Origin of the sequence: Nitrincola tibetensis (assembly GCF_003284585.1) — a bacterium.
Taxonomy (GTDB): Bacteria; Pseudomonadota; Gammaproteobacteria; order Pseudomonadales; family Balneatricaceae; genus Nitrincola; species Nitrincola tibetensis.
Window position 1 is genome coordinate 364,336 of sequence record NZ_QKRX01000002.1, and the last position, 25,767, is coordinate 390,102.

At 47.0% G+C, this 25,767-nt stretch carries 17 protein-coding genes; 10 read left to right on the top strand and 7 right to left on the bottom strand.

Annotation, left to right across the window (positions count from 1 at the left end; genetic code table 11):
- Positions 1-43: 43 nt before the first annotated feature.
- The 4 genes from DN062_RS03835 to DN062_RS03850 all read right to left on the bottom strand — a co-directional run bounded on the left by DN062_RS03835 (position 44) and on the right by DN062_RS03850 (position 7,466).
- On the bottom strand, positions 44-1,957 hold the full coding sequence (locus DN062_RS03835) for a methyl-accepting chemotaxis protein (protein WP_112157672.1): 1,914 nt from the start codon (positions 1,955-1,957) through the stop codon (positions 44-46).
- Positions 1,958-2,073: 116 nt separating this feature from the next.
- Positions 2,074-4,806: an EAL domain-containing protein gene (locus tag DN062_RS03840; RefSeq protein ID WP_133256740.1), complete on the bottom strand. Its 2,733-nt coding sequence runs from the start codon at positions 4,804-4,806 to the stop codon at positions 2,074-2,076.
- 149 nt (positions 4,807-4,955) lie between these two features.
- Entirely contained in the window at positions 4,956-6,407 is a 1,452-nt protein-coding gene (locus tag DN062_RS03845; protein WP_112157682.1) for a GntP family permease, read from the bottom strand.
- A gap of 3 nt (positions 6,408-6,410) precedes the next feature.
- Entirely contained in the window at positions 6,411-7,466 is a 1,056-nt protein-coding gene (locus DN062_RS03850; RefSeq protein WP_112157684.1) for a patatin-like phospholipase family protein, read from the bottom strand.
- A gap of 179 nt (positions 7,467-7,645) precedes the next feature.
- Between DN062_RS03850 and yiaY the strand changes: the two genes are divergently transcribed.
- On the top strand, positions 7,646-8,794 hold the full coding sequence (gene yiaY / locus DN062_RS03855; RefSeq protein ID WP_112157686.1) for an L-threonine dehydrogenase: 1,149 nt from the start codon (positions 7,646-7,648) through the stop codon (positions 8,792-8,794).
- Between the two features lie 100 nt (positions 8,795-8,894).
- On the opposite strand, the gene DN062_RS03860 is transcribed toward yiaY, so the two are convergent.
- The 3 genes from DN062_RS03860 to DN062_RS03870 form a co-directional block, all read right to left on the bottom strand.
- A complete protein-coding gene (locus DN062_RS03860; protein WP_162301244.1) occupies positions 8,895-11,657 on the bottom strand; it encodes an EAL domain-containing protein in 2,763 nt (920 codons plus the stop codon).
- Positions 11,650-13,995, bottom strand: coding sequence for a diguanylate cyclase (locus tag DN062_RS03865; RefSeq protein WP_112157689.1), 2,346 nt, complete (start codon positions 13,993-13,995; stop codon positions 11,650-11,652). The genes DN062_RS03860 and DN062_RS03865 overlap by 8 nt, the downstream gene beginning before the upstream one ends.
- Before the next feature lie 195 nt (positions 13,996-14,190).
- Positions 14,191-15,279: an alpha/beta hydrolase family protein gene (locus DN062_RS03870; RefSeq protein WP_162301245.1), complete on the bottom strand. Its 1,089-nt coding sequence runs from the start codon at positions 15,277-15,279 to the stop codon at positions 14,191-14,193.
- 278 nt (positions 15,280-15,557) lie between these two features.
- Here DN062_RS03870 and DN062_RS03875 point away from each other — a divergent pair, with 278 nt between their 5' ends.
- From DN062_RS03875 to DN062_RS03915, 9 genes are all read left to right on the top strand, one after another.
- Positions 15,558-16,511, top strand: a complete 954-nt coding sequence (locus DN062_RS03875; protein ID WP_205126640.1) for a helix-turn-helix domain-containing protein — start codon at positions 15,558-15,560, stop codon at positions 16,509-16,511.
- A gap of 83 nt (positions 16,512-16,594) precedes the next feature.
- Positions 16,595-17,956, top strand: coding sequence for a V-type ATP synthase subunit B (locus DN062_RS03880; RefSeq protein ID WP_112157693.1), 1,362 nt, complete (start codon positions 16,595-16,597; stop codon positions 17,954-17,956).
- Positions 17,957-17,958: 2 nt separating this feature from the next.
- A complete protein-coding gene (locus DN062_RS03885) occupies positions 17,959-18,561 on the top strand; it encodes a V-type ATP synthase subunit D (protein WP_112157695.1) in 603 nt (200 codons plus the stop codon).
- On the top strand, positions 18,558-20,336 hold the full coding sequence (locus tag DN062_RS03890) for a V-type ATP synthase subunit I (RefSeq protein ID WP_112157697.1): 1,779 nt from the start codon (positions 18,558-18,560) through the stop codon (positions 20,334-20,336). Before DN062_RS03885 ends, DN062_RS03890 begins: the two co-directional genes overlap by 4 nt.
- Positions 20,324-20,770, top strand: a complete 447-nt coding sequence (locus DN062_RS03895; protein ID WP_112157699.1) for an ATP synthase subunit C — start codon at positions 20,324-20,326, stop codon at positions 20,768-20,770. The genes DN062_RS03890 and DN062_RS03895 overlap by 13 nt, the downstream gene beginning before the upstream one ends.
- A gap of 9 nt (positions 20,771-20,779) precedes the next feature.
- The gene (locus DN062_RS03900) at positions 20,780-21,460 is read left to right on the top strand and encodes an ATPase (RefSeq protein WP_112157702.1); all 681 of its coding nucleotides are present in this window, start codon (positions 20,780-20,782) and stop codon (positions 21,458-21,460) included.
- Positions 21,460-22,158 (top strand): hypothetical protein, encoded by a 699-nt coding sequence (locus DN062_RS03905; RefSeq protein ID WP_112157704.1) that lies wholly within the window; start codon positions 21,460-21,462, stop codon positions 22,156-22,158. The genes DN062_RS03900 and DN062_RS03905 overlap by 1 nt, the downstream gene beginning before the upstream one ends.
- The gene (locus DN062_RS03910) at positions 22,155-23,972 is read left to right on the top strand and encodes a V-type ATP synthase subunit A (RefSeq protein WP_112157705.1); all 1,818 of its coding nucleotides are present in this window, start codon (positions 22,155-22,157) and stop codon (positions 23,970-23,972) included. Before DN062_RS03905 ends, DN062_RS03910 begins: the two co-directional genes overlap by 4 nt.
- 141 nt (positions 23,973-24,113) lie before the next feature.
- Positions 24,114-25,766, top strand: coding sequence for a transporter substrate-binding domain-containing protein (locus tag DN062_RS03915; RefSeq protein ID WP_239995685.1), 1,653 nt, complete (start codon positions 24,114-24,116; stop codon positions 25,764-25,766).
- Position 25,767: the final 1 nt, after the last annotated feature.

The following is a 25,767-nucleotide window of genomic DNA, read 5'->3' on the forward strand; positions in this document are numbered from 1 at the left end:
TATCCTATCACGTCAGCCAATCTGCGCCAAAGCGAAACCGTTATTATACTTTGAAACGACCTACCCTAGCTTGTAAATCATTCGCAAGCAGTGCAAGCCCATCACTGGCCGACGCTATATGACTTGAGCCATTCGACAATTGTTCCACGCTATTACTAATACGCACCAATGTCCGACTCACATCATCTGCAACCGCCGACTGCTCTTCAGTCGCCGTCGCAATTTGAGTGTTCATATCATTGATGGTCAAAATAACGCCCGTAATATCCTGAAGCTTGTGTGATGCATGTTCAGCACACTCAACTGCCACATTTGCCTTCGAATAACTGTTATGCATAACATCAACCGCACGCCGTGATGCATTTTGCAGTTGTTCAATAATTTCACGGATCTCCTCTGTCGAGGTTTGCGTACGAGTTGCAAGCGTTCTCACTTCATCCGCAACAACAGCAAACCCCCGCCCGTACTCACCAGCACGCGCCGCTTCTATAGCCGCATTCAACGCAAGAAGATTTGTCTGTTCAGCGATGCCTCGAATTACTTCAAGCACTTTTCCAATGGACTCAGTATCGTCTTGCAGACGCATAATGACATCCACTGCTTTTTGAACTTCTTGGGCCAGCAACCCAACCTCACTGGCATTTTTCTTCACTACAACCTCTCCGTCTTTAACGGACTGGTTGCAGGTTTCGGCCGCATGCGCAGCTTGAGCTGCATTACCTGCTACTTCGGTAACCGTGGCCGCCATTTGTGTCATAGATGTCGCTGCAAGCGTCACTTCATGGCTTTGTTGCTGTACTTGCTGGTTTGTCACCTGACTTGATGCAGCCAACTCCTCTGCCGCAGCGCCAAGCTGTATCGCGGCATCACTCACTTGCTTAATGATTAATTGCACGCCACTGACAAAACGGTTAAAACTTCGCGCTAAATCACCTAATTCATCCTGACGATCTTCGTTCAGACGCTGTGTTAAGTCGCCATCACCGGCAGCGATCTGATCAAGCGCGTAGCGCGTTGCATTAACAGGCTTCACGATCATCCGAGAAACAAACACTATAATTACGATCAAAACAAGCAAGGTAATGGAGAAGGCCGTAATCAACGACACACGAAGATTCAATGCCGCTGCCATTACCTGCTCATAGGGTAAAGCAACCGCCAAAGACCAATTTTGATTACCCGCGATTGGATAGTATGCAGCGATCACTCTTTGCTGGTTATCAAGCACCAGATCGGATATTCCCGTTTGGCCATCCACCATTTTCCTTGAAAAGGATGCATATTCAGGTAGCGGAGACTCCAATGCGTTTTCTTTCATTCTCCTGCTCGCATCGGGATGCACAACATACACCCCACGAGAGTCTATAAGCCACGCACTGGCATTATCATCGGACACTTCATCAATGAGTGCCGTTAATGTATCAAGAGTAACCGTGGCGGCCAACAGCCCAATGAGCCTACCTGACGCATCGAAAACAGACTGAGCCAAGACAACGATGGCATTACCCGTTGTTCCTGAGTAGAGAGGATCGCTCACAACCGTTGTGCGACTTTTTTGTACGATGAGCTGTTGAAAATAATTCCGATCTGATCGACTCGCTATATTACCATTATGATGATAGGCATTACCCTCAAGATCAACAAAAAACATCACTTCAAAGTCATCGCCCATCCGCTGACCGTAATTTTGAACAAATTCAAAAATTTCGTCGATATTACCTTCTGTAAATGCTGACGTTCGAGCAAGGGTTTGAATCACCGTTAGACGTGCATTAACCCAAGCACTGACATTATCCGCACTGGCTAAAGCAACCATACTGACGGCATTTTCACCTTGGCCCGCAACCGTTCGACTGGTATGTTGGATAACAACATAGGCCGCTAGAGACAGACAAAAGGCTAGAGGTAAGCTGATGATTAGAATCAACCTAGGCGTCATTTTCAAACGGCTCAGCATATTATTATCCTTATTTTGAAACTAGGACGGATATTATCCTACCCTATAACTGTAATCTACTTTTTTGAAGACGCCAGTCTTTTGTACGACTCATATTACATGCATCTGATATGCTTCTAATCTGCTGATAATTGATCAATCCAACTAAACAGCTGCTGATCTGACATAGGCTTACTAAAGTAGAAGCCTTGATAAAAATAACATCCAAGTTCTTTGAGCTTTTGCAACTGCTGCTCAGTTTCGACCCCTTCTGCGATGACATTCATATCAAAGGCTTTGCCCATGGCCAGCACACTGCGGATAATCGCTTCATCACTGTGATTATTAATCAAGTCGTGTATAAAGGCTTTATCCACTTTGATTTGGTCAAAAGGAAGCTTTTTAAGATACGACAGAGAGGAGAATCCGGTTCCAAAGTCATCTAACGAAAAATGCACGCCTACTTTTTTAAGCTGACTCATTTTTGCAACGGCCTCATCCGTATAGTCAATCAGAAGGCTCTCCGTTAACTCTAGTTTAAGTCGATTCGCTGGTGCTTGAGCATCTGAGAGATGTTGCATGACACGTTCAACAAAATCCTTACACTGGAATTGACGAGCGCTAATATTAATTGCCAAGGTCCAATTGGCGGTAAATGCCTCAGCTTGCCAGGCAGCAAGCTTCTGACATGCCGTTGAAATAACAAAGTCCCCAATCAGTAGGATAAGATCAGAGGACTCAGCAAGCGGGATGAACTCAGCTGGTGAAATTAGCCCTTTCGTTGGGTGCACCCAGCGTATCAAGGCTTCGCATCCTGTAATGCTACGATTCTGGTCATATTGCGGCTGGAAATAGAGCTGCAGTTGCTTTTGATCAAGGGCATGACGAAGATCATTTTCAAGCTCTACAACTTTATTCACTTGCTCCTGCATAATAGGATCAAAAAAACTTACACTGCTTTGTGCATTAAACTTTGACTGATTCTTCGCAAGATCAGCACGTTTGAGTAACTCATCGGCAGTACTGTTTTCATTAGCACAATACACAATTCCAAGATTCGCCTGACTGTAAATGAGTTTGCCCTGAATAGAAAATGGAGTGATAAATGTATTTTGAACATCAATAATCAGATGCTCTATATCAAACAATGCCTGCTCTGCTGACTGCTCCCTAAACTCACAAATTATGACAAACTCATCAGCGGCTAAGCGCGCCAAACTGGAGTAAACAGGCAAGGTTTCTGTCAAGCGCTCTGCCACCCTGCACAAGAGCTGATCACCCGCACGACGCCCTATGCTTTCATTGACCAATTTAAAGTTTTTTAAATCGATCAGGATTAATGCAAAGCTGCTGTCATGTAACTGCGTTCGCGTAATCGCTGAACTGATCCGATCCCGCAAAAGATCGATGTTAGCTAACCCCGTGAGCTGATCATATAAATGCAAGTGCTCTATCTGCTCTTTAGACTCTTTGACCTGGGTAATATCTGAAAAAGAAGCAACAAAATAAAACTGCTGAGGATGCGCCCCGGCAACTTTAGTAATATTGAGATATTCAGGGAAAATTTCACCATTTTTACGTCGATTCCAAATTTCCCCCTCCCAGTGACCTTGCGTATTAAGTGCACTCCACATGTTTTTGTAAAAGTCGGGTGGATGGTAGCCGGAGCTAAACATTGAGGGGTTGCGGCCCACAACCTCAGCTTCGTTGTAGCCAGTAATTTGCGTAAAGGCACTATTCACACGCAAAATTTCGTTTTTTTCATTCGTTATGGTGATTGCTTCGTTCGTACTGAATGCCGCCGCTGCTATCCGCAAATTAGCAGCGTATTTTTTTCGCCGTCGGATATCGCAAACCACCCAAACCATGACTAAGACAATCACTAAGCACAAAGCTAGAATAATTTCTAACAAGTACTTTTCTACAAAATCACGCATATCAAAATGAGAAATCCTGTCTGGATGTACCCGTAATTCAAGCAATATACTTTCTAAGGTGGCATAGTCCACAGGTGGAGCAAAGCCAAAATAGCCACCACTGCGGGCGGCTATAGAGTCCGGCTGAATTGAAAAAAGCACCTGAGTAATATCACGAACGATGAGCGGGTCTACCTTTGGCATTGCAGCAAAAGCCCACTCCGGAATAAGCGGGGTGGAATGGATCAGCGGTAAATCTGAATGCTCTTGGGGATTAATGATGTGCAGTTGATCCAGGGTTAACTGACCCGACTGAATCATGGACTCAATGACGCCCGAACGAACAAATGCAATATCAACTTGTCTATCCAGTAACAAACCTATGGCTTTATCCTGCGGTTGCCCCGTGAACGTCACTGCTTGCACATCATTCGGAATACGAATACCTGCCTGATTGAGAGTCCAATGCTGGATACGATACGCGCCTAAGGAGTTGGCATGCGCAGATGCAATGCGCTGCCCACGAACTGAACTCAAGCTATTCAAATCGGGACGATCCGCGAGGGCAACAATCACCCCAGCAAAGCGGGCTAAAGGTTGATTTTCATGAATGTTCAACAGCGTTGCAGCTACTGACATTCGTGAGAAGGAGCGCATCAAAATATAGTGTTCTGGCTGAGTTAATACAAAATCCAATTCGCTTCTATAGACAGCATCCGTCATGTCATCCATAAATAAAATCTGAAACTCTAGCTCATACTGAGGCAAGCTCTGTTTAAGAAAATGAAGGGTTTCCTGCCATTGCTGCTGGGTTGACTCGATACTTCTAAAAGCGAGTATACCTATGTGTAATTTCTCCGCCTCCTTGGCAACAATAGAGGATGGTAGACTGACCGCTAAAAATACGAAAAGTAGGCGCAAATAACGCCTAAACGCGAGCATTGTGATACACAACAGCAGCCACTCCTATATGCCCGATAATCTAGGCTTTGCAATCAACAGACAAATTGTCCGAGAGTATAGTGTAACCGCTGTTGAAGTTACTTGTTCCTGATCAATGAATAGTGAACAAGTTATATTACTCCGTTTTAAAAGACCCCCTTTTAAAACGCACCAAAGAGGCTACCCAATACCACCAGCAACACAAGTGAGAGTATCGGGAACACCACTGCAACCATAAAAATATCCTTATAGGCTTCACGATGCGTGAGTCCGCAGATAGCCAGCAGCGTTACAACGGCACCATTATGCGGCAAGCTGTCTAGACCACCTGTTGCCACTGTTGTCACTCGATGCAAGAGATCAGGAGATATGCCCAGTTGGTTGGCCAAAGCCAGATATTCAGCACCAAGTGTTTGCAGAGCAATGCTCATACCACCTGATGCTGAACCTGTAACCCCCGCCAACACATTGACAGATAAGGCTAGGGATACCAAGGGGTTACCTCCACCTAGATCGTCAACAAACCCTTTAATAATGTCAAATGCGGGTAACGCCGCGATAACCGCACCAAAGCCAACTAAACTGGCCGTATTAAAGATCGGCAGTACCGAAGCATTCGCTCCATCATCTAAGGTGCGACGTAGCTCACCCAAACGACGCCAATTCATCCCGATAAGCAACAACGAGGCAAAGGTTAAAGAAGCAATAATTGCCCAAATCCCTCTGACCGCATCCAAAGACGTACTGCCATAGATTGGCTCAGCTAGATACTGTGTATCCAAACGAGGTATCAGGTGAGTACTAAGAAAATAGTTTAAAACAATGACCAGCACCACAGGGGCAATTGCCAAGGCAAATGGAGGCAAGCCACTTGCTTTGATGTCTGGCTCAATCAGCGTGACATCAAACCCCTCACCCGCGCTCAACTCCCGCTGAGTTTTATCAAAACTAACAGGCTGATCTTCGTGGGCGCCATAGCCTTCACCTACCCCCTTCGCAAGCTTGGCTTGTCTCGACAGCCACCATTGCCCCAATCCAAACATCACCAATGCCGTGATGATGCCTAAAAATGGAGCCGCGAAGGGCGTTGTCCCGAAATGAGGCATAGGAATTGCGTTTTGTATAGCAGGCGTGCCAGGTAAGGCAGTCATGGTGAACGTGAACGCACCAAGAGCAATGGTTGCAGGTACCAGTCGCTTGGGAATGTCTGCTTGTCGAAACAGCGCTGCTGCGATCGGATAGACGGCAAACGCCACAACAAACAACGAGACCCCGCCATAGGTCAATACGGCACAAGCAAGCACAACAGCCAGAATGGCTCGCTCTGATCCCAAGTGGCCGACGATTGTTTGACTGATTGCTTCGGCAGAACCACTATCATCCATCAACTTCCCAAATATGGCTCCCAGTAAGAAGAGAGGGAAATATTGAATGATAAACTGTCCAGCCGAGCCCATGAAGAGCTGAGTATAGCTTGCCATTAAAGGCGTCCCAGCCGCAAAAAGTGTTGCCAAAAGCGCCATTAGCGGGCCTAACAGCAATACACTGATGCCTCGATACGCCAGCCAAATCAATAGCACCAGCGCAAATACAACCCCTAATAAACCGATCATCAGTTACACTCCTTTGTTACGCTGAACAGGTCTAACCGCATCCTCAAGTAACCAATCAGGGTCAAAGCTTGAGTGCTCACCCAATGCGTGCTTATTCTGCTCCAACCATGCATCTGTACGCTGCCGTCCAAGGTCCCGTAAATGACACAGATACTCCCACTCGGCATTGAGCTTACTGGAGGCTTCTAATGGCCAAAGGTCATCCTCGCCATGAATGCAATGCAAACGCATATCACGATAGCGCTCGTGCTCCAGCCCTTCAGTTTGGATCAAGTCTCGTAGCAGCATGATACTACGCAACTCTTTAACCAGACTGGTGTTAAACGTAATCTCATTGAGTCGATTAATAATATCACGCGCACTGCGTGGCAATTCCTTACGATAAAATGGGTTAATCTGCACCAAAACCAAATCGCGTGCATCGCATTCATCGACTAGAGGATAGAGCGCGGGATTACCTAAATATCCACCATCCCAGTAGGCTTCCCCTTCTATTTCCACGGCTTGAAACATAAAGGGTAAAGCTGCCGACGCCATCAGTGAATCGACCGTTAAATCCGGCTGGCGAAATATTTTAGGACGCCCACTGCGAACATTGGTTGCGGTGACAAATAACTTAATGGCGGTGCAACGATTCACTCGATCAAAATCAACTAAATCCGCCACTAGGTCTCGCAGAGGATTAAGGTTCATAGGGTTCAGTTCGTAAGGCGAAAACACCCTCGATAAATGATCAAAGAACAAATACGAAGGCGAGCTATCAAGGCTCCAAGTACCATTGATTCGTGACCAAATATCACGTTGAAAAGGGCTGTTTTTAGCGCCATCACTGACGGCCCGCCAAAAACGCTCCAATGCAGCACGTGCGCCATCTCGTCCGCCCTCTTCCAAGCCATCCGTCAGCACCACTGCATTCATAGCACCAGCGCTGGTTCCACTGACGCCCTCAATATGTAGATCTGTTTCTTCCAACAGTCGATCTAAGACACCCCAGGTAAGCGCTCCATGAGAACCACCACCTTGCAACGCCAACTCGATCGTTTTGCGTTTTGCAATCATGTGTATTACCCCTTCATAATCCATTAATATCTAATCATACCGCAATGCAGCATAACAGGTTTTGCAACATGACTGAAACGTAGGTTTGATTCAGTAAAAATGAACCTCTTGACCTTAATCAAGGTAAAAGGCTCAAATCTTGCTAGACTTAGGTATAACTATTCATAAGGAGTAACGACATGGCTTTTACTGAGTTTCATATTCCAGCGCTCAACTTAATGGGCGAAGGCGCACTTCAGAAAGCAATTGACACCCTCCAAAAACGTGATTTCTCTCGCGCTTTGATTGTTACGGATACCGGTCTAGTCAATACGGGTTTAGTCGATCAAGTTGTGGCTTCTCTCAAGCAAGTTGGCATTGACAGTCGAGTTTTTTCAGAGGTTCGGCCTAATCCAACGACGGCGAATGTTGAGTCAGGCCTTGCGCTTTTGCAAACCAGTGATTGTGACTTTGTGATTTCTTTGGGCGGCGGCTCACCTCATGACTGCGCAAAAGGTATTGCATTAGTCGCCACTAATGGTGGCAGCATTAAAGATTATGAGGGCGTCGATCAATCTCTACTTCCTCAACTACCTTTAGTCTCTATTAATACTACAGCTGGCACTGCTAGCGAAATGACTCGCTTCTGTATCATTACGGATGAAGCCCGTCACATCAAAATGGCCATTGTTGACAAGCATACCACACCGATTCTGTCAGTTAATGATCCGCTTACCATGCTAGGTATGCCAAAGGGGTTGACTGCAGCCACTGGAATGGATGCACTGACTCACGCAATTGAAGCGTATGTATCCACCGCAGCCACTCCAATTACAGATGCCTGCGCACTTAAAGCTGTCGAAATCATCACTGAGTTTTTGCCTAGAGCCGTAGAGGATGGCCAGGATATTGAAGCTCGCGAGCAAATGGCCTATGCCCAATTTCTTGCAGGTATGGCATTTAATAATGCATCGTTAGGATACGTGCATGCCATGGCTCACCAGCTGGGTGGCTTTTATGATCTACCGCACGGTGTTTGTAATGCCGTATTACTTCCACACGTTGAAGCGTTTAACAGCAAAGCCGTCGCTAAGCGTCTTGCAAAAGTAGGACAGTCCATGGGCGTCATTCCAACGGGTGATGCAGATGCTGATGCAAACACGTGTATTGAGGCCATCAAAGCACTCAAGGAGAAAGTTGGCATTCCGCGTGGACTGGCAGATTTAGGTGCCAAACAAGAAGATATTCCAGTATTAGCCACTAATGCACTCAAAGACGCTTGCGGATTCACCAATCCGATTCAAGCGTCCCAAGAAGAAATTGAAGCGATTTTCAAAGCCGCTTGGTAGCGCTCTACCACAAAACTGCATAAGCTGCTTAACGTAAGCACTTATGCAGCTCTCGCGTTTTTCACACTTTCCAGACAATATAAATATACGTTACACACACTTAGTTGAGCTGATCCATCAGCACTTCAGCTGGCTGAGGATAGCCATACAAATATCCTTGAGAAATAATCTGAGTCGAATGACTAAGTAAAAAATCGGCTTGCGCTTCTGTTTCAACTCCTTCCGCAACAACATCCATCTGCATACGACTGGCGACGACGAGAATGGTTTCCACCAACGCCGCCGCACGTTCATCCTCAGGAGCGCGACGCACGAATGACTGGTCTATTTTTAACTCATGAACAGGTAAGTTAGCTAAGTAAGCTAGAGATGAATACCCTGTGCCAAAATCATCAATGGAAAACCAAATGCCCAGTTCAGTCAGCACATTCATTTTAGCAATCACATCTTCCAGGTTATCAATGAATAACCCTTCTGTGATTTCCAAGGTTAATCCCGAAGGGTCGATTCCTGTTTCCTGAATCAGTGCTTTCATCCAATCCACAAAATTTCGTTTGCGGAAGTGGCGTACGCTCAGATTGACCGATAGGCGCAATTGCTGTTGACGATCTTGCAACTGGCGCAATAGCTTGCAGGACTCACCTAACACCCACTCTCCCAACTCCACAATCAAATCCGACTCTTCGGCTACCGGAATAAATTGCCCCGGCAGGATTAAGCCTCGCTGTGGGTGTTGCCAGCGCACCAGTACTTCCGCACCGCGAATTTGTCGATTTTGGCTCACTTGCGGCTGAATGTAGAGTCGTAACTGTTCCTGACTGATCGCCTGTCGCAACTCACTTTCTACGCGAAAATTACTTGCCGCGACAGATCCCATATCTGTTTCAAAAAACAACGTTTGATTGCCACCTGCCGCTTTCGCTTGATGCAATGCCATATTTGCACGGCGCAATACGTCTTCAACAGACTCACTCTCCGCTTCAGGAAACAGGGTGACTCCCATACTGACTTCCAAAGTGTAAGACTCGCCCTGAATCAAAACTAGCTCTTTGAGCGAGTAATGAATTCGTTCTGATATACGCAAAGCTTGACGACTGGCTTGCTCATCCTGCCCCTTAAGGTCTGGTAATAGAATCGCAAACTCATCGGCACTCATACGCGCTAAGGTGTCGCTATCACGCATCAGCTTACCGACCCTTAAAGCAAATGCTCGTAGCAGCGCATCCCCGGCGGCAGTTCCACGTGCATCGTTAATCGTTTTGAAACGATCAAAATTCAACAATAGCAAGGCATGAGCTCGTCGATTCCGATCCGATGCCACAATCATCTGACGCAAGCGATCGGTGAGTAAACTGCGGTTAGGCAACCCAGTTAACGCATCGTAATACGCCAAATGATGCAAACGCGCTTCTGCTTGGCGGAGCTCAGTTACATCCTGTTCTAGCGCAAGATAACGAGTGATTTTGCCATCATCTTCCCTCACTGGTGCGACTATCGCCTGAGTGGTGTAATGGCTGCCATCGCGACGACGATTGACAAACTCACCGCGCCAAACTTCGCCTTTCGACAACTGAGACCAGAGTGATGCATAGGTGGCAGCGGCTGTTTTTTCTGATTTAAGCAGGGATGTTCTTTTACCCTCTACATCATCAATGGAATAACCCGTATTCTCAGTGAAAGATCGGTTCACATACTCAATGCGTCCATTCAGATCTGTAATAATGATATTTTCCGGACTCTGCTCAACCGCCATGTTCAATTTATTCAACTCACGAGCAGAGTACTGCAGCTGGCTCTGTATACTGACTAATTCGCGGTTACGGATGACCAACCAAAAAATCAGGACCAAGAGGGCAGCACCAGCACCCGCTATCGCCAAAAAGATCATCTGTTTCCATTGCTGAAACACGTCATGAAGTGTTAACGGGCGAATCTCGTCAAAAGGGGGTAATGCTAGGGTTTGAAGCAGTTGATCAACCACACGATAATCCTGCGGAAAACTAAAACCGGCAATACTCATTGCTTGAGCCATTTCGCCATGATGCGGCATGCTCAACAAAGCTGAAGCGACTTGACGCATCAATAATGCATCCACATGTGGCATCGCCACCAACGGCCATTCAGGATAAAGTGCTGTACTGATTAACAAAGGAAAGTCCGGCTGTATTCGCGCATCCAGCAATCGCAGTTGGGTCGATGTTAAATCACCCTGCTGAACCAGCCTTTCCAACACGCCCGTTCGAACAAAGCCTGCATCTGCATCACCACTCAACACGGCTTCTACCACTCGTTTCTGTGGCTGTCCCGTAATTAAGAGCTTAAGCTCATCGGCTTTAATTCCCTGCTGCACCAACTCGGCTAGCTGAACTTGATAGCCGCCCAGCGAACTGGTACTCGATACCGCGACAACATGCCCCTTTAAATCAGATAACTGTTGAATCCTCGGATGATTCATGCGAGTAAAAATCACCCCGCCAAAAAGATCGGCATCACGCCCAGACTCATTGTTTACCAAGCTCACCAAGGGGTAAGACAAATTACGGTGGTACGACAGATACACGTAATGTGAAGGCTGAGTGAAAATAAAATCACTCTCTCCAGACTCCACTATTTCTTCTAAAGCATCGTAATGCGCAGCTTCAACGCGAAAACGCTCAGTAGGCAATTGCGCATGAAGGTAGTCCGCTAAAGGTGCCCATCGGCTTTTTGTTTCAAGCAGTTCGTTAAATGCAAGCACCGTAATGACGTGTTCTCGCTGTGGCTTGTTTAGATTACTGGACAACTCAGCGGTCACAGCATTCGTATGCAAGCAAACACTTACGCAGGTTAGCCGCAGAAACGAGCCTAGCCTCAATCTACGCATCCGCCACCACCCGATTACGTCCAGCAGCCTTAGCTTCATAAAGAGCGCGATCTGCCCGCGCAAGCGCTATGTCGGGACGTTCATCTTTTGGTAGCATCAAAGTGCAGCCAATGCTAACAGTCACATCAATCGTGTACTGCTCAAAAGTGAAGGCAAAGACTGCAATCTGCTCACGTAAACGATTTGCTAGTGCACAGGCATCTTCAAGGCCTGTATCTGGCAACAGCATCGCAAACTCTTCTCCTCCAACTCTAGCGGAAAGGTCACTGCTGCGCTGAGCCTTTTTCAACAAACGTGCAAAGCCCTGCAGCACACGGTCACCTGCTGCATGACCAAATCGGTCATTAATCTGCTTGAAATGATCCAGGTCAATCATTAACAGCGCTGTGTCCGCAAAAGAGCGTTGAAAGCGAGTAAACTCTTGACGCAATTGTGTTTGAAAGTAACGACGATTGTAAAGCCCAGTGAGATCATCAGTTGTTGTCAATGTAATCAACTGTGCCTGCATCTCTTTTTGCTGGCTAACATCCTGAAATACAACCACTACACCAACCTGAACCTCTCCCTCTAACATGGGGGTAACCGTCATAGACACAGGGAAGGTTGTGCCACTACTGTGCACAAAATGGTCTTCACATTGCTTTGACTTTCCCGATATCAAAACCTCATGCACAGGGCACTCTTCATGCGGGTAGACTGAACCATTTAAACGGCGATAATGAAAAATCATATGCTGATCAAGGCCGATAACATCTTCGTAGGCCAACCCCAGCATCTCCAATGCAGCGGGGTTGATAAACGTACAACGCCCTTGCATATCGCAACCATAGATACCATCACCAACAGATTCAAGTAGTAAGCGATTATATTGTGTCAACCGCTTATTTTCTTCTTCGGCCTGATTTCTTAGTGTCACATCGTTAAAGGCGACCACGGCACCACTAATCTCGTTACGTGTGAATAAGGGTGTGACCATAAGGTCTACAGGAAAGCCTGTGCCATCATGGCGGATAAACCAGTCGCGCAACTGCCGTTTCCGTCCATCAGACAGGGTTTTTGTGATAGGGCAATTCTCAATGGAATAAGTGCGCCCATCTTGATAATGATGATGGAAAAGTCGATGCTGATCACGACCCAACACCTGAGAAAGCGATGTCTGCAACATTCTAATTGCAGCGTCATTGATAAAAGTACACGTGCCTTTGCGATCCACTCCATAGACCCCCTCGCCCAAACCTTGTAACAAGGTTGCGAAACGATTACGTTCCAGTTGCACTTTGCCCCAGTGCCAAACCAGCAACAAACTTAAGAGTAGTATGAAAAGCAAACCAACCGCAGCGGGTAAAATCAATGCCTGCCAACGCAGCCATACATCACTGAACGTAAAATCCGGGAGATGATCGTATGGTGGTAGACGTAACACTCGCGTCAACTGCTCCACCTCTCCGTAGTCAGCTGGCACTGTAAAGCCATGAATCCCCATATAATTGGCTTTAGCTTGTTCCGGCTCAAGTGAAAACAAGGCCGCTGCTACTCGCCGTATGGCGTTGTCATCCAAATGACGCAATGCAAAAACGGGCCACTCGGGGTAAAGGCGTGTCGACACATGATGGGGGAAATCAGCAGAAAGCTGAGCATTTAGCAATTTTAATGTGCCTGTAGGCACAGTCCCTTCATTCTGCATTTGCTCTAAAATACCATCTCGCACAAAAGCCACATCTGCACGCCCCTGTATCACGGCAGTAATGGCCGACTCGTGCGTACCCGTTTCAATAAGCTCAGATAACGCATGAGGCACACGCACTCCCGCTAAGTAAAGCTCATAGGCTTGTGCCCGATATCCGCCAAGATTATAACGGGAACGTGCTGCAACCACTTGTCCGCGAAGGTCTTGCAAACGATTAATGTCCTGTCGACTGGATAAGGTCAGTATCGCCCCACCTAGCCGATAGATCGGCTTGTCTTCATGCAACCTGACTTGCGTAGCGATGACGCCCGTCAACGGATAATGCGCCCGTGCCTCTAGATAGTGTGTAGGGTTCGTAATAACCAGATCAATCGATCTCTGATTCATGCGATGATTTAGTTCTGCTTGAGTCAAAACGTGCAGCTGTATCTGTTCATACGTGAGCACCCTATTTAAATACTCCACTAAAGGTGCGTATTCTTCTTCGGTACGAGCGGCCCCCAAATAATCGAATACGCCCAGATGGATAACGGCAGGTGCGGCAGGTTTAACTGGCAAATCGACACTTGCCAACAGCGTCGATGACAAGATCACTATACTACTCACCAGTAACAGTAACACTCGCCGAACTATCGAGGGCGTCTTGCACATTTGACTTCAACCATACGAGTAATATTATTTTTAGTAACCGTCTGAGAGTTAAAATTGTAACACTGCCCCTCTAGCCGTTTAAAACTAAGTTTTCAAATAGCTAGAGGGGATATAACTCTTGTCTGAGTATAATCACTCAGAGTTATAAAACACCTTAATATACTCAAAAATTGACGAAAATCATGAAGATGGTTTTTAAAGTCGCTTGATAGCACTTTCATCAAAAAACTGCATGAGCTGTTTAACTAAGTGCTTATGCATCTCTCGTCTTTCTTCACGACCTTCAAAACAAACAAAGCTATCATCTGGCTCTTCAGCGCTCAAAACCACAAGTCCATGCTCGGTACAAACACCTAAAAAATCAAAATGTCCCAATTGTTCAGGTTCCTGATACACCAGGACTTCAGGCGCAAGATGCTTGATTAAGTAACGTGACTCTATATTGAGATCAAGCCCCATGGTGTCTTTAGGCGCACCGAATACTAGCATGGGAGCATTAATTGCCCTAAGACTAACTGGATCAAAACTTTGACTACCGCCTAAATCAAAAATAGCAAACGCCTTGATGCGCGCATCTGACCAATCCAATTCCATTTGTTGCTGGTCCTTTTCTGTCTTAGCGACCTGCCATTCATTGAACAAACCGCAAACTAATTCGCCAATATGGTCAAAGCAAAAGTCATCAAAATGTCGAACGCTATAACGTGCACCAGCCAGTAGCATGGCCGTATGCCCGCCTAGAGAGTGTCCTGCCATGTAAATTTCATCCCGTCGAATCTGTGTAGATAAGACAAAGTCAGTGGTTAAGTAATCAATCACTCTTGAAATGTCGCGCGCGCGTTGCCACAACTCACGCCGTTGATCAGTATCTCGAAAAAAATGAGACGTGCCGGGATGATTGATGGCAACCACTATATACCCCTGTGCAACTAAGGCTTGAGCCAGCCAAGCTTGATTATTGGCGGTACCAAACAGCCCATGTGATAACAACAGCACAGGAAACGTATCTACAATAGGTTCAGCATCGGGGATAATGGCAATAGGCTCCCACACACGCTCCCAATTCCCGTGCTCCCAGATAGCGTTAGCCATATCATGGGTAGGATACCAAATATAACCTTCGAGCTTTCGCCCAGATATCGGATCATCAAGGTTTAAAATCATCCGCCCAGTCAAGTTATGCTGAGCGTTTAGGTCTTGCGCATAAAGATTCGAAATACCTAACCAGCAGGTTATGATCAGAATACTTTGTACTAAGGCGCTAATAGGTTTGAGGGATTTCATGGATCGTCTCCTTAGCCATTCATTTGAGAAATACCTCTGCATTTTCGCCAGCGTCCAGACGTTTCGCGCCTTAATTGATGATCGAGGACGTCCTAAATCAGGTTCTAGGACGCCTATGTATGGCATTGTGCATTTTATTTGTCACTTGATTCTATTAGGCTGTTGTTAAACTAAGCACTTGCCCTAAGATTCAGAAACGTAAACTCTAGGATAATGAATGATTGCGATTCCCCTGCCCTTTATTGTGTCTATGCTGCTTTTTTTACTGGCGTTTTTTTTTGTGGGTAAATACCTCCCAAAAAGCGAAATCCTCAAGTATTTTTGCCTTCATTTGTGCGTTAACCACAAGTATTGTTGGCTTACGCTGGAGTTTTGATTGGACACTGTTACGTGCACTACAACCTGTTTTAGCGTCCTTAGTACCTGTGTGTGCCTGGCTTTGCTTTAACCAGGCTCATGGCGCGAAGATTAATAAATGGCATGCGTTGGGGCCAGGAATCATCGCATTGGGGGCTCTCAGTTACCCTCTTTTCCAACCACCCTTAGATGCTTTCCTCACACTGATGTATGTCGGTTACGGCATTGCTTTATTGCGCTTGGCTCCTACTCCTGCAGGGGAAGTTAGATTATCTGACGCCGAAGGATTCTCTCACGCCGAACGTATCGCAGGCGCTCTATTGTTATTTTCAGCCGTCATAGATGGTGCGCTCGCCATCAGCTTTACGCTCTATGAAGGACGCCATGCAATCTATATTCTCACATTCAGCTATGCTTTGTTGCTGCCCGCGTTGGTGTTGATTATGGCCTGGGTCGGTCTACATGCCCAAACAATGGACCCAAAGGATGACGCAGCACTCCCGGAGCCTCCCTTCGCTCAAAAGAAGCAGCAACCCATGAGCGAAGAAGATACTCGAATCATCGTTAATCAATTCGAACAGCTGATGCGTGATCAGCAAGTTTTTCGTGATCCGGACTTAACCTTAAACCGACTGGCACGCAAGTTGGTGATTCCCTCACGCCAGATTTCTTCTGCGATTAACCAGGTCTATGGCCGTAATGTGTCGCAGGTCATTAATGAGTTCCGAATCACGTATGCCAAAGCGCGCTTGGTTGAAAGTGATGACAGCATCACGCAAATCTACATGAATGCAGGCTTTCACAGCAAATCCAATTTCAATCGCGAGTTCAGTCGTATCACAGGGAAAACGCCGAGCGAATATAGGCGTTCTTGAACGCATTTGTCATCAACTACCTATTGTAAAAGCTTTATTAGCATGGCTTAATCTTACTAACTGATTTAAACAGGAAGTGAGCCGTGTCCCAGTTGCTTTTATCCTATTCCAAAATACTGGAAATTGTTGGTGACCTCGTTAAGGTGTATGTACCAGAGCCAGACAGCAACACGACCGGCAGCATTGGTTTTGGTGACCTTGCCATTATCGAAAACCCCCTCGACCCTTCTCAGTTACCCGCCTTAGCGCAGGTGATAGAAATGGATCGTGACAAGATTTCGCTGCAAGTCTTTTCGGGAACAAAAGGACTGTCAACTCAAGCCAGTATCCGTTTCTTGGGCCACTCGATGCAGGTGGCCTTCTCTACGAATATTTTGGGTCGAGCGTTTTCGGGCGTCGGCGTCCCAATCGATGCAGGACCCGATCTAAAAGAAGAGCCTCACATCGAGATCGACGGCCCTACCGTTAACCCAGCTCGACGTGTGTTGGCCTCTCGTATGATTCGTACCGATGTGCCGATGATAGATATCTTTAACACTCTGGTCGAAAGTCAAAAGATTCCGATTTTTTCGGTCGCAGGTGAGCCTTACAATCAACTACTTGCTCAGATTGGCGCTCATGCCGACGCCGATATTATCGTGTTTGGCGGTATCGGTTTGATATTTGATGACTACTACTTCTTTAAAAAAGCGTTTGAAGATGCAGGTGTCCTTGCGAAAACCGTTATGTATGTTCACTTAGGTTCTGACCCGACTGTTGAAGCCCTCCTTGTGCCCGACATGGCATTGGCCGTGGCCGAGCGCTTTGCCGTGGATGAGGGCAAACGGGTCTTAGTATTATTGACGGATATGACCGCCTATGCCGATGCATTAAAAGAAGTCGGCGTGGCCATGGAGCACGTGCCCTCGAACCGTGGCTATATCGGCGATCTGTATTCGCAATTAGCACGTCGTTATGAAAAAGCCTGTGATTATAAAGGTGCCGGATCTGTCACGATTTTATCCGTGACAACCATGCCAGGCGACGATGTGACCCACCCTGTACCTGACAATACCGGCTATATCACCGAAGGTCAGTTTTATTTACACGATGGCGTGTTAGACCCCTTTGGCTCATTGTCTCGCTTAAAACAACATGTCATCGGTAAAGTAACACGTGAAGACCATGGTCAGATTATGAACACCATGGTTCGATTTTATGCCTCCGCACAGGATGCACAGCAAAAACAAGCCATGTCGTTTGAGCTGACGGAGTATGACCATCGTTTATTGCGTTTCGGTGATCTTTTTCGAAGACGTTTTATGGACATTAATGTAACGATCCCCCTAGAGAAAGCCCTAGACCTTTGCTGGAAGACACTGGCCGAATGTTTTGAAGCTGAAGAGTTGCTGATGAAACAAGACTTGGTGGATAAGTATTTTCCTGTTGCCTCACAGCGGAGTTAATCATGGCTCGATTAGCGCTAAACAAAAGCACATTAAATAAAGAAGGTCGTAAAGTACGTGCCTATCAAAAGTTTGTGCCAGCGCTAGACCTAAAACGCAAACAGCTTCTTGCAGCTCGTGCTACTGCCGAACAAGTTTTACAGCAACAACAGCATGCACTTTTACAGGTCGAGCAGCAGGTGCGTGCCGAGCTTTCCATGCTGCCAAACTTTCAAGGAAGGGTTGATCAGCTCGTCAGCATTCAATCAATTGAAATAGAACAAGTGAATTTAGTGGGCATTCGTTTACCTGAATTAAAATCGCTCGAGGTGGTGCTTGAACCCTACTCCTGTTTGGGAACAGACCATTGGCTGGATCACTTGGCTAAACTTCTCCAGTCTCAGGTGACACTGCAAGTTCAGCAACAATTGATTCATAAGCGACTCGAATGCTTGAATCAAGGTTTGCAAAAAACCACACAACGGTTGAATTTATTCGACAAGGTGTTGATTCCGCAAGCGCGTCAAAATATACGTAAGATCCAGATTGCCCTAGCCGATGCTGAACGTGCTGGGGTGGTTCGAGCCAAAATTGCTAAACGCAAGCGTATAGGGGTTTCACTATGAGTATCTTACGACTCAATAAGGTCTCTCTGGTTGGCTTAACAGAACAAAAACCTCGTCTATTAGATGCCTTGCAAGAACTGGGGGTCATGCATGTCATCCCCTTGCAAGATGCTGAACCGCGCCCAACATCAGACGAAAGCGTTAATCCTGAGCGCCTAAAAAGAGCACTGCAATACCTGATAAGCAGTCGTGAAAAGCGCCGACAAGTGGTGCGTTTAAGGCAGTTTAACCTGTCTGAAATGCTGGATCGAATCGATCACAATCGTACTCAGCGTTTAGATTTGATGGCGCGTCGTGACTTTCTAGAAAAGCGCATTACTGACTTAACCCCTTGGGGCGATTTTATTTTGCCTGAGCTAGCGGATTTAGCGGGGCAAAAACTCTGGTTCTACCTAGTCCCGAATTATAAGCTTCCTGCCGTTGAGCGCTCCGGTTTAACTTGGAGCTGCGTCCATCGTGACAATCGGCATGCCTATGTGGTGGTCTTATCCGAGCATGAGCCTGATGCGAACCGCATGCCCGTTACACGAACCTTCACGGGCAACATACCGCTTAGTCAGTTAGAGCAAAACCTAGAGGATCTAGAGATTGAACTAGAGGCCGTTGAAGCCGAGCGCGAAGCCTTAACACGTTGGATCTATCAATTGCAGCGCTGTATCGCCGATACAGAAGACCGTGCATTCCTAGCTGACGTATCGGATCAGACGTTGGACTATGAAGAAATTTTTGCAATTCAAGGCTGGGTCGCCGAAAAGCACTTGGCAGAGGTTGAACGCTTTGCCAACACACACCAATTGGCTCTGCTGATTGAACAGCCCAAAGCAGATGAACTCCCACCCACCCTACTGGACAACCCAGAAAAACTTCGAGGTGGTCAAGAGCTGGTTAGCTTTTTTCAAATGCCAGGCTATCGCAGCTGGGATCCTTCACGGGTGGTTTTTTTCTCTTTTGCCGCCTTCTTCGCCATTATTATGTCCGATGCCGGATACGCTGCGTTAATGGGCTTGGTGCTCGCCTATTATTGGAAAAACATGGCCAGCAGCGAAACCTCAAGACGCTTGCGCTCTTTAGCCGTGACGCTGACCGCAACAAGTTTAGTTTGGGGGGTATTGGTCGGCAGCTACTTTGGCGCCAACGCACCTTTCTCTTGGCTAGCATCACTCAAGGTACTGGACTTACAAGACTTTGACGCCATGATGCGCTTTTCGATTACCTTTGGTGCACTGCATTTAGTGCTCGCCAATTTAATGATGGCCTGGGTTAGGCGTACCCGACTTGAAGCCTGGGCATCCGTTGGCTGGGCACTAGCGGTACTATCCTGCTTACTCGGATGGTTGCAAGGCTTCCATTTTATACACTGGTTCGTATTTGTCGTTGCCGTGTTGACCGTCTTGCTAATGTCAAATCAGCAACAAAAATGGCAGCTACGTCAGGTCATGTGGGGCGCGTTAGCACTCACCAATATCACTAAGCTCTTTGGCGATGTGTTGAGTTATTTGCGCTTGTTTGCGCTTGGTCTCGCCAGTGCCTCTTTGGCGATCACCTTTAATCAATTGTCTGTCGATGTGGCCAGCGCACTGCCCGGCATCGGTGTTTTTTTACAACTCCTGATTTTACTGGCGGGGCACTTATTGAATTTCGTGCTAACCGTTGTCAGTGGAGTCATTCACGGTTTGCGTCTTAACTTAATTGAATTTTACAACTGGAGCTTGGCGGATGAAGGCTATGCCTTCCGCTCTTTCTCAAAGCAGGAGGTTACACCTTGGACAACCTGATTATGGCATTAGGCTGGGCAGGTCTTTACGGCCCTATGGCACTTGGCGCGATTGGTAGCATGATCGGCTGTTCATTGGCGGGTCAAGCGGCTGCAGGTGCATTGCTCGAAACTGAAACCGGACATGGGCGATATATCGGTATATCCGCTATGCCGTCTTCGCAATCTATTTATGGGATCGTGGTGATGTTTGCGCTAAACCGCGATATAACCCCAGAGAATGCTCCGGGCTTAGCTGGCATAGGTTTACTCTGTGGCTTGGCATTAATGTTCAGCGCGATCTATCAAGGTCGTAGTTGTGCATCTGCCATCAATGTCTCCAAGATTCGCCCTGAGATTTTTGGTATGTCTCTGGCACCTGCAGCCATCGTAGAAGGCTTCGCCGTGTTTGCGTTCATTTTTGCCTTGGTGATTAGTGCTGGTATACCAGCGTAGGAGCCGATGATGAATCATACTGAAAAACATCATCCTTCTTCGGGCGTGGAAGCCTTAATTGAGCAACTGCGTGACCAGGGCGTGCAAAAAGGTCGCGAAGAAGCCGATCAGCTATTGAAGGATGCACGGCAAAAAGCCAATCAAATTCTGGACGAGGCGCGTCATGACGCCGATATTCTTCGTCAACAGGCCAAAAAAGAAGCCGAACAAACGCGTAAAGCGGGTGAAGATGCACTGAAAATGGCCGCCCGAGACCTATTGTTAACCTTAAAAGAAACCATGGCCCTGAGTTTTGCCGATCAAGTTGAACGTTTAGTCGAACAGCAAATGGATAACGAAGAGTTCATGCGTCGACTGATTCTTGAATTGGCTGGAAAAGTTCGTGATCAATCGCAATTAACCCAACATCAGATTGAAATTCTGTTGCCCGATGAGTTTATTGGTTTAGATGAGTTGCGCAGGAATGCCCATGAATATCGTCAAGGTCATTTGAGCCAATTTGTACAGTCCTTATCCGCCGATCTTTTACGTGAAGGCGTTAGTGTCAGCTCTCACTCGGGCCGTGGATTACGCATACGCTTGGTTGGCAAAGAGGTTGAAATAGATCTGACCGACGCTTCCATTGCTGAAGTGCTGCTCAAACACTTGCAGCCTCGTTTTCGTGCTTTGTTAGAGGGAGTTATTCGTTAGTGGCAGATTACTACACGCTCGTCACGTGTCTGCCTTGGTTGCCTGAGCAGATGGAAAAGTGCACTCAGCTACCTTTGTCACGGATTGCACTGAACCGGCGGCTTTCAATGTTGAATGTGGAGGATCAGCGACGTCTCGCAATAGCTGAGGCGCTCTACCACCCTACGCAGACAGACACACAGCCTGACCGTGAAAGAGTGCAACTCTGGCAAAAGCAGATTGCTGAACTCCCCTCTATAGTGCTGCAGGACGTGATTACACAGCGTTTAGAAATACAAACACTGTTGGCTGCCCTGCGTTATCGAAGACGACCTAACACGTCTGCAGAACATTTTTATGGGTATGGTCGCTGGACCGAATGGATACGACACCACTGGAAAGAGCCTTTATTTGCCTTAGAAACACAGATAGACCCCTTAGAGCATTGGGGCGAGTTATTTAATAACGGGCATACTGGTGACTTACAGTTTCAGATGGATCGTTATTTTTGGCAGCAACTGCTTGCGGTGGAGCGAAGCCATCATTTTTCCGTCGAAACTGTGGTGAGTTTTGTACTGCGCTGGGGCATAGCTGAGCGTCGTCTTAAAAGTGATGCGGACGCGGCATTGGCTGATTTTCAAACCCTGAGCGATACACTGCTGCACAGCAGCGGTATCCAACAGCAACTGAATAGCTTGTTTGAGGACATGAATAGATGAATGGAATACCCATTACAGCACGTGTTGCCGGGGTCCGGGATGATATAGTGACCCTTCATTTGATGAAGGATGAACATGGCGAATACTATCCCATCATCAAGAATGAAGTGGTCTATATCTGCCCAGAGCGTCGTCCATCAGACCAACGCCAAGAACGCCTGCAAGCGGAAGTATTGCGGGTTCGTCATGGTGAAGCCGATGTCCAAGTCTTCGAGAATACCCGAGGTGTGTCGATCGGTGACCGTGTTGAGCAAACCGAACGCTTACTTTCAGTTGCGTTAGGACCGGGTTTGTTGGGTCAAATCTATGATGGCCTACAAAACCCGCTTGAACTGATTGCGGCACAGCATGGTTTCTTCTTACCCAGAGGATTGGATGTTGAGGGGATTGATAATCAGCATTTGTGGGCGTTTCAGCCAACCGTTAAAATTGGTGCACGCGTACGCGCAGGTGATCCGCTGGGCAAGGTGCAAGAAAGACGCTTTACACACAAAATCATGACACCCTTCAAGTTGCGGGGTGAACTTGAGGTGACCTGGATTCAGGAAGGTAGCTTTACCGTCACGACGCCGATTGTCAGACTTAAAGATATGCATGGCGAAGAACATGAGATCACCATGCGTCAGTTCTGGCCAGTACGCGTACCCGTTAACCGTGATTTATTGCGCACAGGGTCAAGTGAACGCTTGTACCCCGATCAACCCATGCTGACCACTATTCGTCTCATTGACACGTTTTTCCCTGTGGCCAAAGGTGGAACGGCTTGTATTCCAGGTCCCTTTGGGGCGGGCAAAACGGTACTGCAAAGCTTAATTTCTCGCTATTCCGATGTGGACATCGTGGTCATTGTGGCCTGCGGTGAACGTGCTGGCGAAGTGGTGGAAACCATTACTGAGTTTCCGAAAACGCCCGATCCGAAAGGCGGGACCTTAATGGATCGCACCGTCATTATTTGCAACACCTCCTCCATGCCTGTCGCGGCGCGAGAAGCCTCTATTTATACTGGCATCACCATCAGTGAATACTATCGTCAAATGGGTTACAACGTATTGCTGATTGCCGACTCAACCTCACGCTGGGCGCAAGCGATGCGCGAAACATCGGGCCGATTAGAGGAAATTCCTGGCGAAGAGGCATTTCCGGCGTATCTTGATTCAGCCGTAAGGGCTCTTTATGAGCGCGCTGGACTTGTGCGAACCAATGATGGCTCTATAGGGAGCTTAACGCTGATTGGAACGGTATCGCCTGCAGGAGGGAACTTCGAAGAGCCTGTTACGCAATCAACGCTTAGAACGGTGAAAACCTTCTTAGGTTTGAGTGCTGATAGAGCGTACAAACGCGCCTATCCGGCCGTTGATCCATTGATTTCTTGGTCACGTTATCTGTCTCAACTTGAAAATTGGTTTAACACACACTTAGATGTTGAATGGGTCCCCCAAGTACGTGACATGCTCAATTTGCTCAGACAGGGTGAAGAGGTTCAGCAAATGATGCAGGTGACAGGCGAAGAAGGCGTAACCTTATCCGACTATATTTTATGGCAGAAATCCCAGTGCCTAGATCAGGTCTATTTACAGCAAGATGCGTTTGATCCCGTGGACATCTCAACCCCCATTCAACGCCAACGAGATCTGTTCCGCTTATTGGTCAGAAGTTTACAAGGCATACCCACTCTAGAAACAAAAGAAGCCGTTCGTAAACACTTTGTACACTTAACAGGCTTGCTTAGAAACCTAAACTATACTCGGCAAGACAGCCCTGAGTACCCGCGTTTATGGCAAGAAATTGAAGCACTTTCGGCACCTCATGATTGAGGGTGCCGATTTTGCAACTTGGTTCTGCCCTCTTATCCTTTGCTGTATCTTAGTTCGAGCACTCAATACTTATCGTACTAACATGATATGATGGCTCTACTTTAAGAATCACATCCTACCGTCATGTCTAGCAGAACCAAAATGACACCTTATTTTTTGCGCTTTGCTGTGCTCTTTGTCAGTCTATTCGTTGCAAGTTTTGCTCAGGCCGATAGACCTATTCTGGTAGGTGGCGACTTGAACTATCCCCCTTATGAATTTCTCAATGAGTATGGCGAACCGGATGGCTACAATACCGAACTAACCCTTGCAATCGCCGAAGTCATGGGCATTGAGGTCGACATTCAATTAGGTAACTGGGATGAGATCCGCAGTCTTCTTGAACAGGGTAAAGTGGACGTTCTACAAGGCATGGCCTACTCCACTGGTCGCACCGACAAATACGATTTTTCACCCGCTCATGCCTTGGTTCATCAGTCCATTTTTGCCCGTAAAGGGACTGCAAAAGTGAACGACTTAAATGAACTAGCGGGTAAAGAGCTCATCGTCCAGCAAGGTGGAGTAATGCACGACTTTTTCATTAACAGTGGCATTAATGCCAAATTAATTTTAGTCGACACCCACGCAGCGGCTCTGCGCTTACTCGCGTCTGGTCAATACGATTACGCACTGGTTGCCAACCTGCCCGGCTTGTACCTAGGGAAAGAACTAGAACTTTCCAATATCGCTCCTGTCGGTCGACCTTTTGGTGCCAACCAATATGGCTATGCGGTAATGAAAGGCAACACCGACCTACTCGCCCAATTTAGTGAAGGCTTGGCCATTTTGAAAAACACGGGGCGTCATCAAAAAATTTATGACAAATGGCTTGGCCCACTCGAACAAGATGGCTTTCCCTGGAAAGAAGTTGGGCTGATAACAGGGAGTATTTCTGGGATATTACTGGTGATATTAGGCGCGATTGTCATATGGAACCGCATGCTAACCCGTGAGGTGAGTCGCCGAACCAACGAACTAAAGCAGCAACAAAAACAACTGATGCAAGCAGACAAGATGACCTCCTTGGGCATTTTGGTATCAGGCGTTGCGCATGAAATTAATAATCCCAGCAGCCTACTCTTACTTAACCTCCCGGTCATACAAGAATTTTACTCAGACGCAGAAGAGATTCTAGAAGCACACTTTCAAGCGCATGGCGATTTTTACATTGCAGGCCTCGAATACAGCCGAATGCGAGATGAAATCCCATCTATGTTGCAAGACATGCTGACAGGCACTCAAAAAATCCGCCGTATCGTCAACGATCTCAAAGACTTTGCCCGTGAAACGCCGGACGGTCTAAAAGAGCAAGTGGATATCAATGAGATTTTAGAAGTCGCCATTCGGCTAGTCGACAACACCCTTCGTCAAAGCTGTGACCAATTCATTGTTGAATATACTCGCCCGCTGCCACCTTTTTATGGCAACGCTCAAGAAATTGAGCAAGTCATCATTAATCTCATCGTCAACGCTTGTCAGGCGCTGGAAACATCCAATCAATCCATTAATGTACGCACTTTTCTTAAAGATGAATATCACCTTTGTTTAGAGGTTTGGGATCAAGGCAAAGGCATAGAGCCTCAACATATGGCCCGTTTATGCGACCCTTTTTTTACCACTCGCCGTGAAGATGGTGGCACTGGTCTTGGTCTCTTTATATCCAGTAAAATAGTCCAAGAGCATGGCGGAAGCTTAGTGTACGAATCTACCCCCAAACATGGCACCAAAGCTGTTTTGACCTTTTCAGTCACTTAGG

Excerpts from the sequence above, each read along its gene's own strand:
- DN062_RS03835 (WP_112157672.1), bottom strand. The coding sequence starts at position 1,957 with ATGCTGAGCCGTTTGAAAATGACGCCTAGGTTGATTCTAATCATCAGC.
- DN062_RS03845 (WP_112157682.1), bottom strand. The coding sequence starts at position 6,407 with ATGATCGGTTTATTAGGGGTTGTATTTGCGCTGGTGCTATTGATTTGG.
- DN062_RS03850 (WP_112157684.1), bottom strand. The coding sequence starts at position 7,466 with ATGATTGCAAAACGCAAAACGATCGAGTTGGCGTTGCAAGGTGGTGGT.
- yiaY (WP_112157686.1), top strand. The coding sequence starts at position 7,646 with ATGGCTTTTACTGAGTTTCATATTCCAGCGCTCAACTTAATGGGCGAA.
- DN062_RS03860 (WP_162301244.1), bottom strand. The coding sequence starts at position 11,657 with ATGCGTAGATTGAGGCTAGGCTCGTTTCTGCGGCTAACCTGCGTAAGT.
- DN062_RS03865 (WP_112157689.1), bottom strand. The coding sequence starts at position 13,995 with ATGTGCAAGACGCCCTCGATAGTTCGGCGAGTGTTACTGTTACTGGTG.
- DN062_RS03870 (WP_162301245.1), bottom strand. The coding sequence starts at position 15,279 with ATGAAATCCCTCAAACCTATTAGCGCCTTAGTACAAAGTATTCTGATC.
- DN062_RS03885 (WP_112157695.1), top strand. The coding sequence starts at position 17,959 with ATGGCTCGATTAGCGCTAAACAAAAGCACATTAAATAAAGAAGGTCGT.
- DN062_RS03890 (WP_112157697.1), top strand. The coding sequence starts at position 18,558 with ATGAGTATCTTACGACTCAATAAGGTCTCTCTGGTTGGCTTAACAGAA.
- DN062_RS03900 (WP_112157702.1), top strand. The coding sequence starts at position 20,780 with ATGAATCATACTGAAAAACATCATCCTTCTTCGGGCGTGGAAGCCTTA.
- DN062_RS03910 (WP_112157705.1), top strand. The coding sequence starts at position 22,155 with ATGAATGGAATACCCATTACAGCACGTGTTGCCGGGGTCCGGGATGAT.
- DN062_RS03915 (WP_239995685.1), top strand. The coding sequence starts at position 24,114 with ATGACACCTTATTTTTTGCGCTTTGCTGTGCTCTTTGTCAGTCTATTC.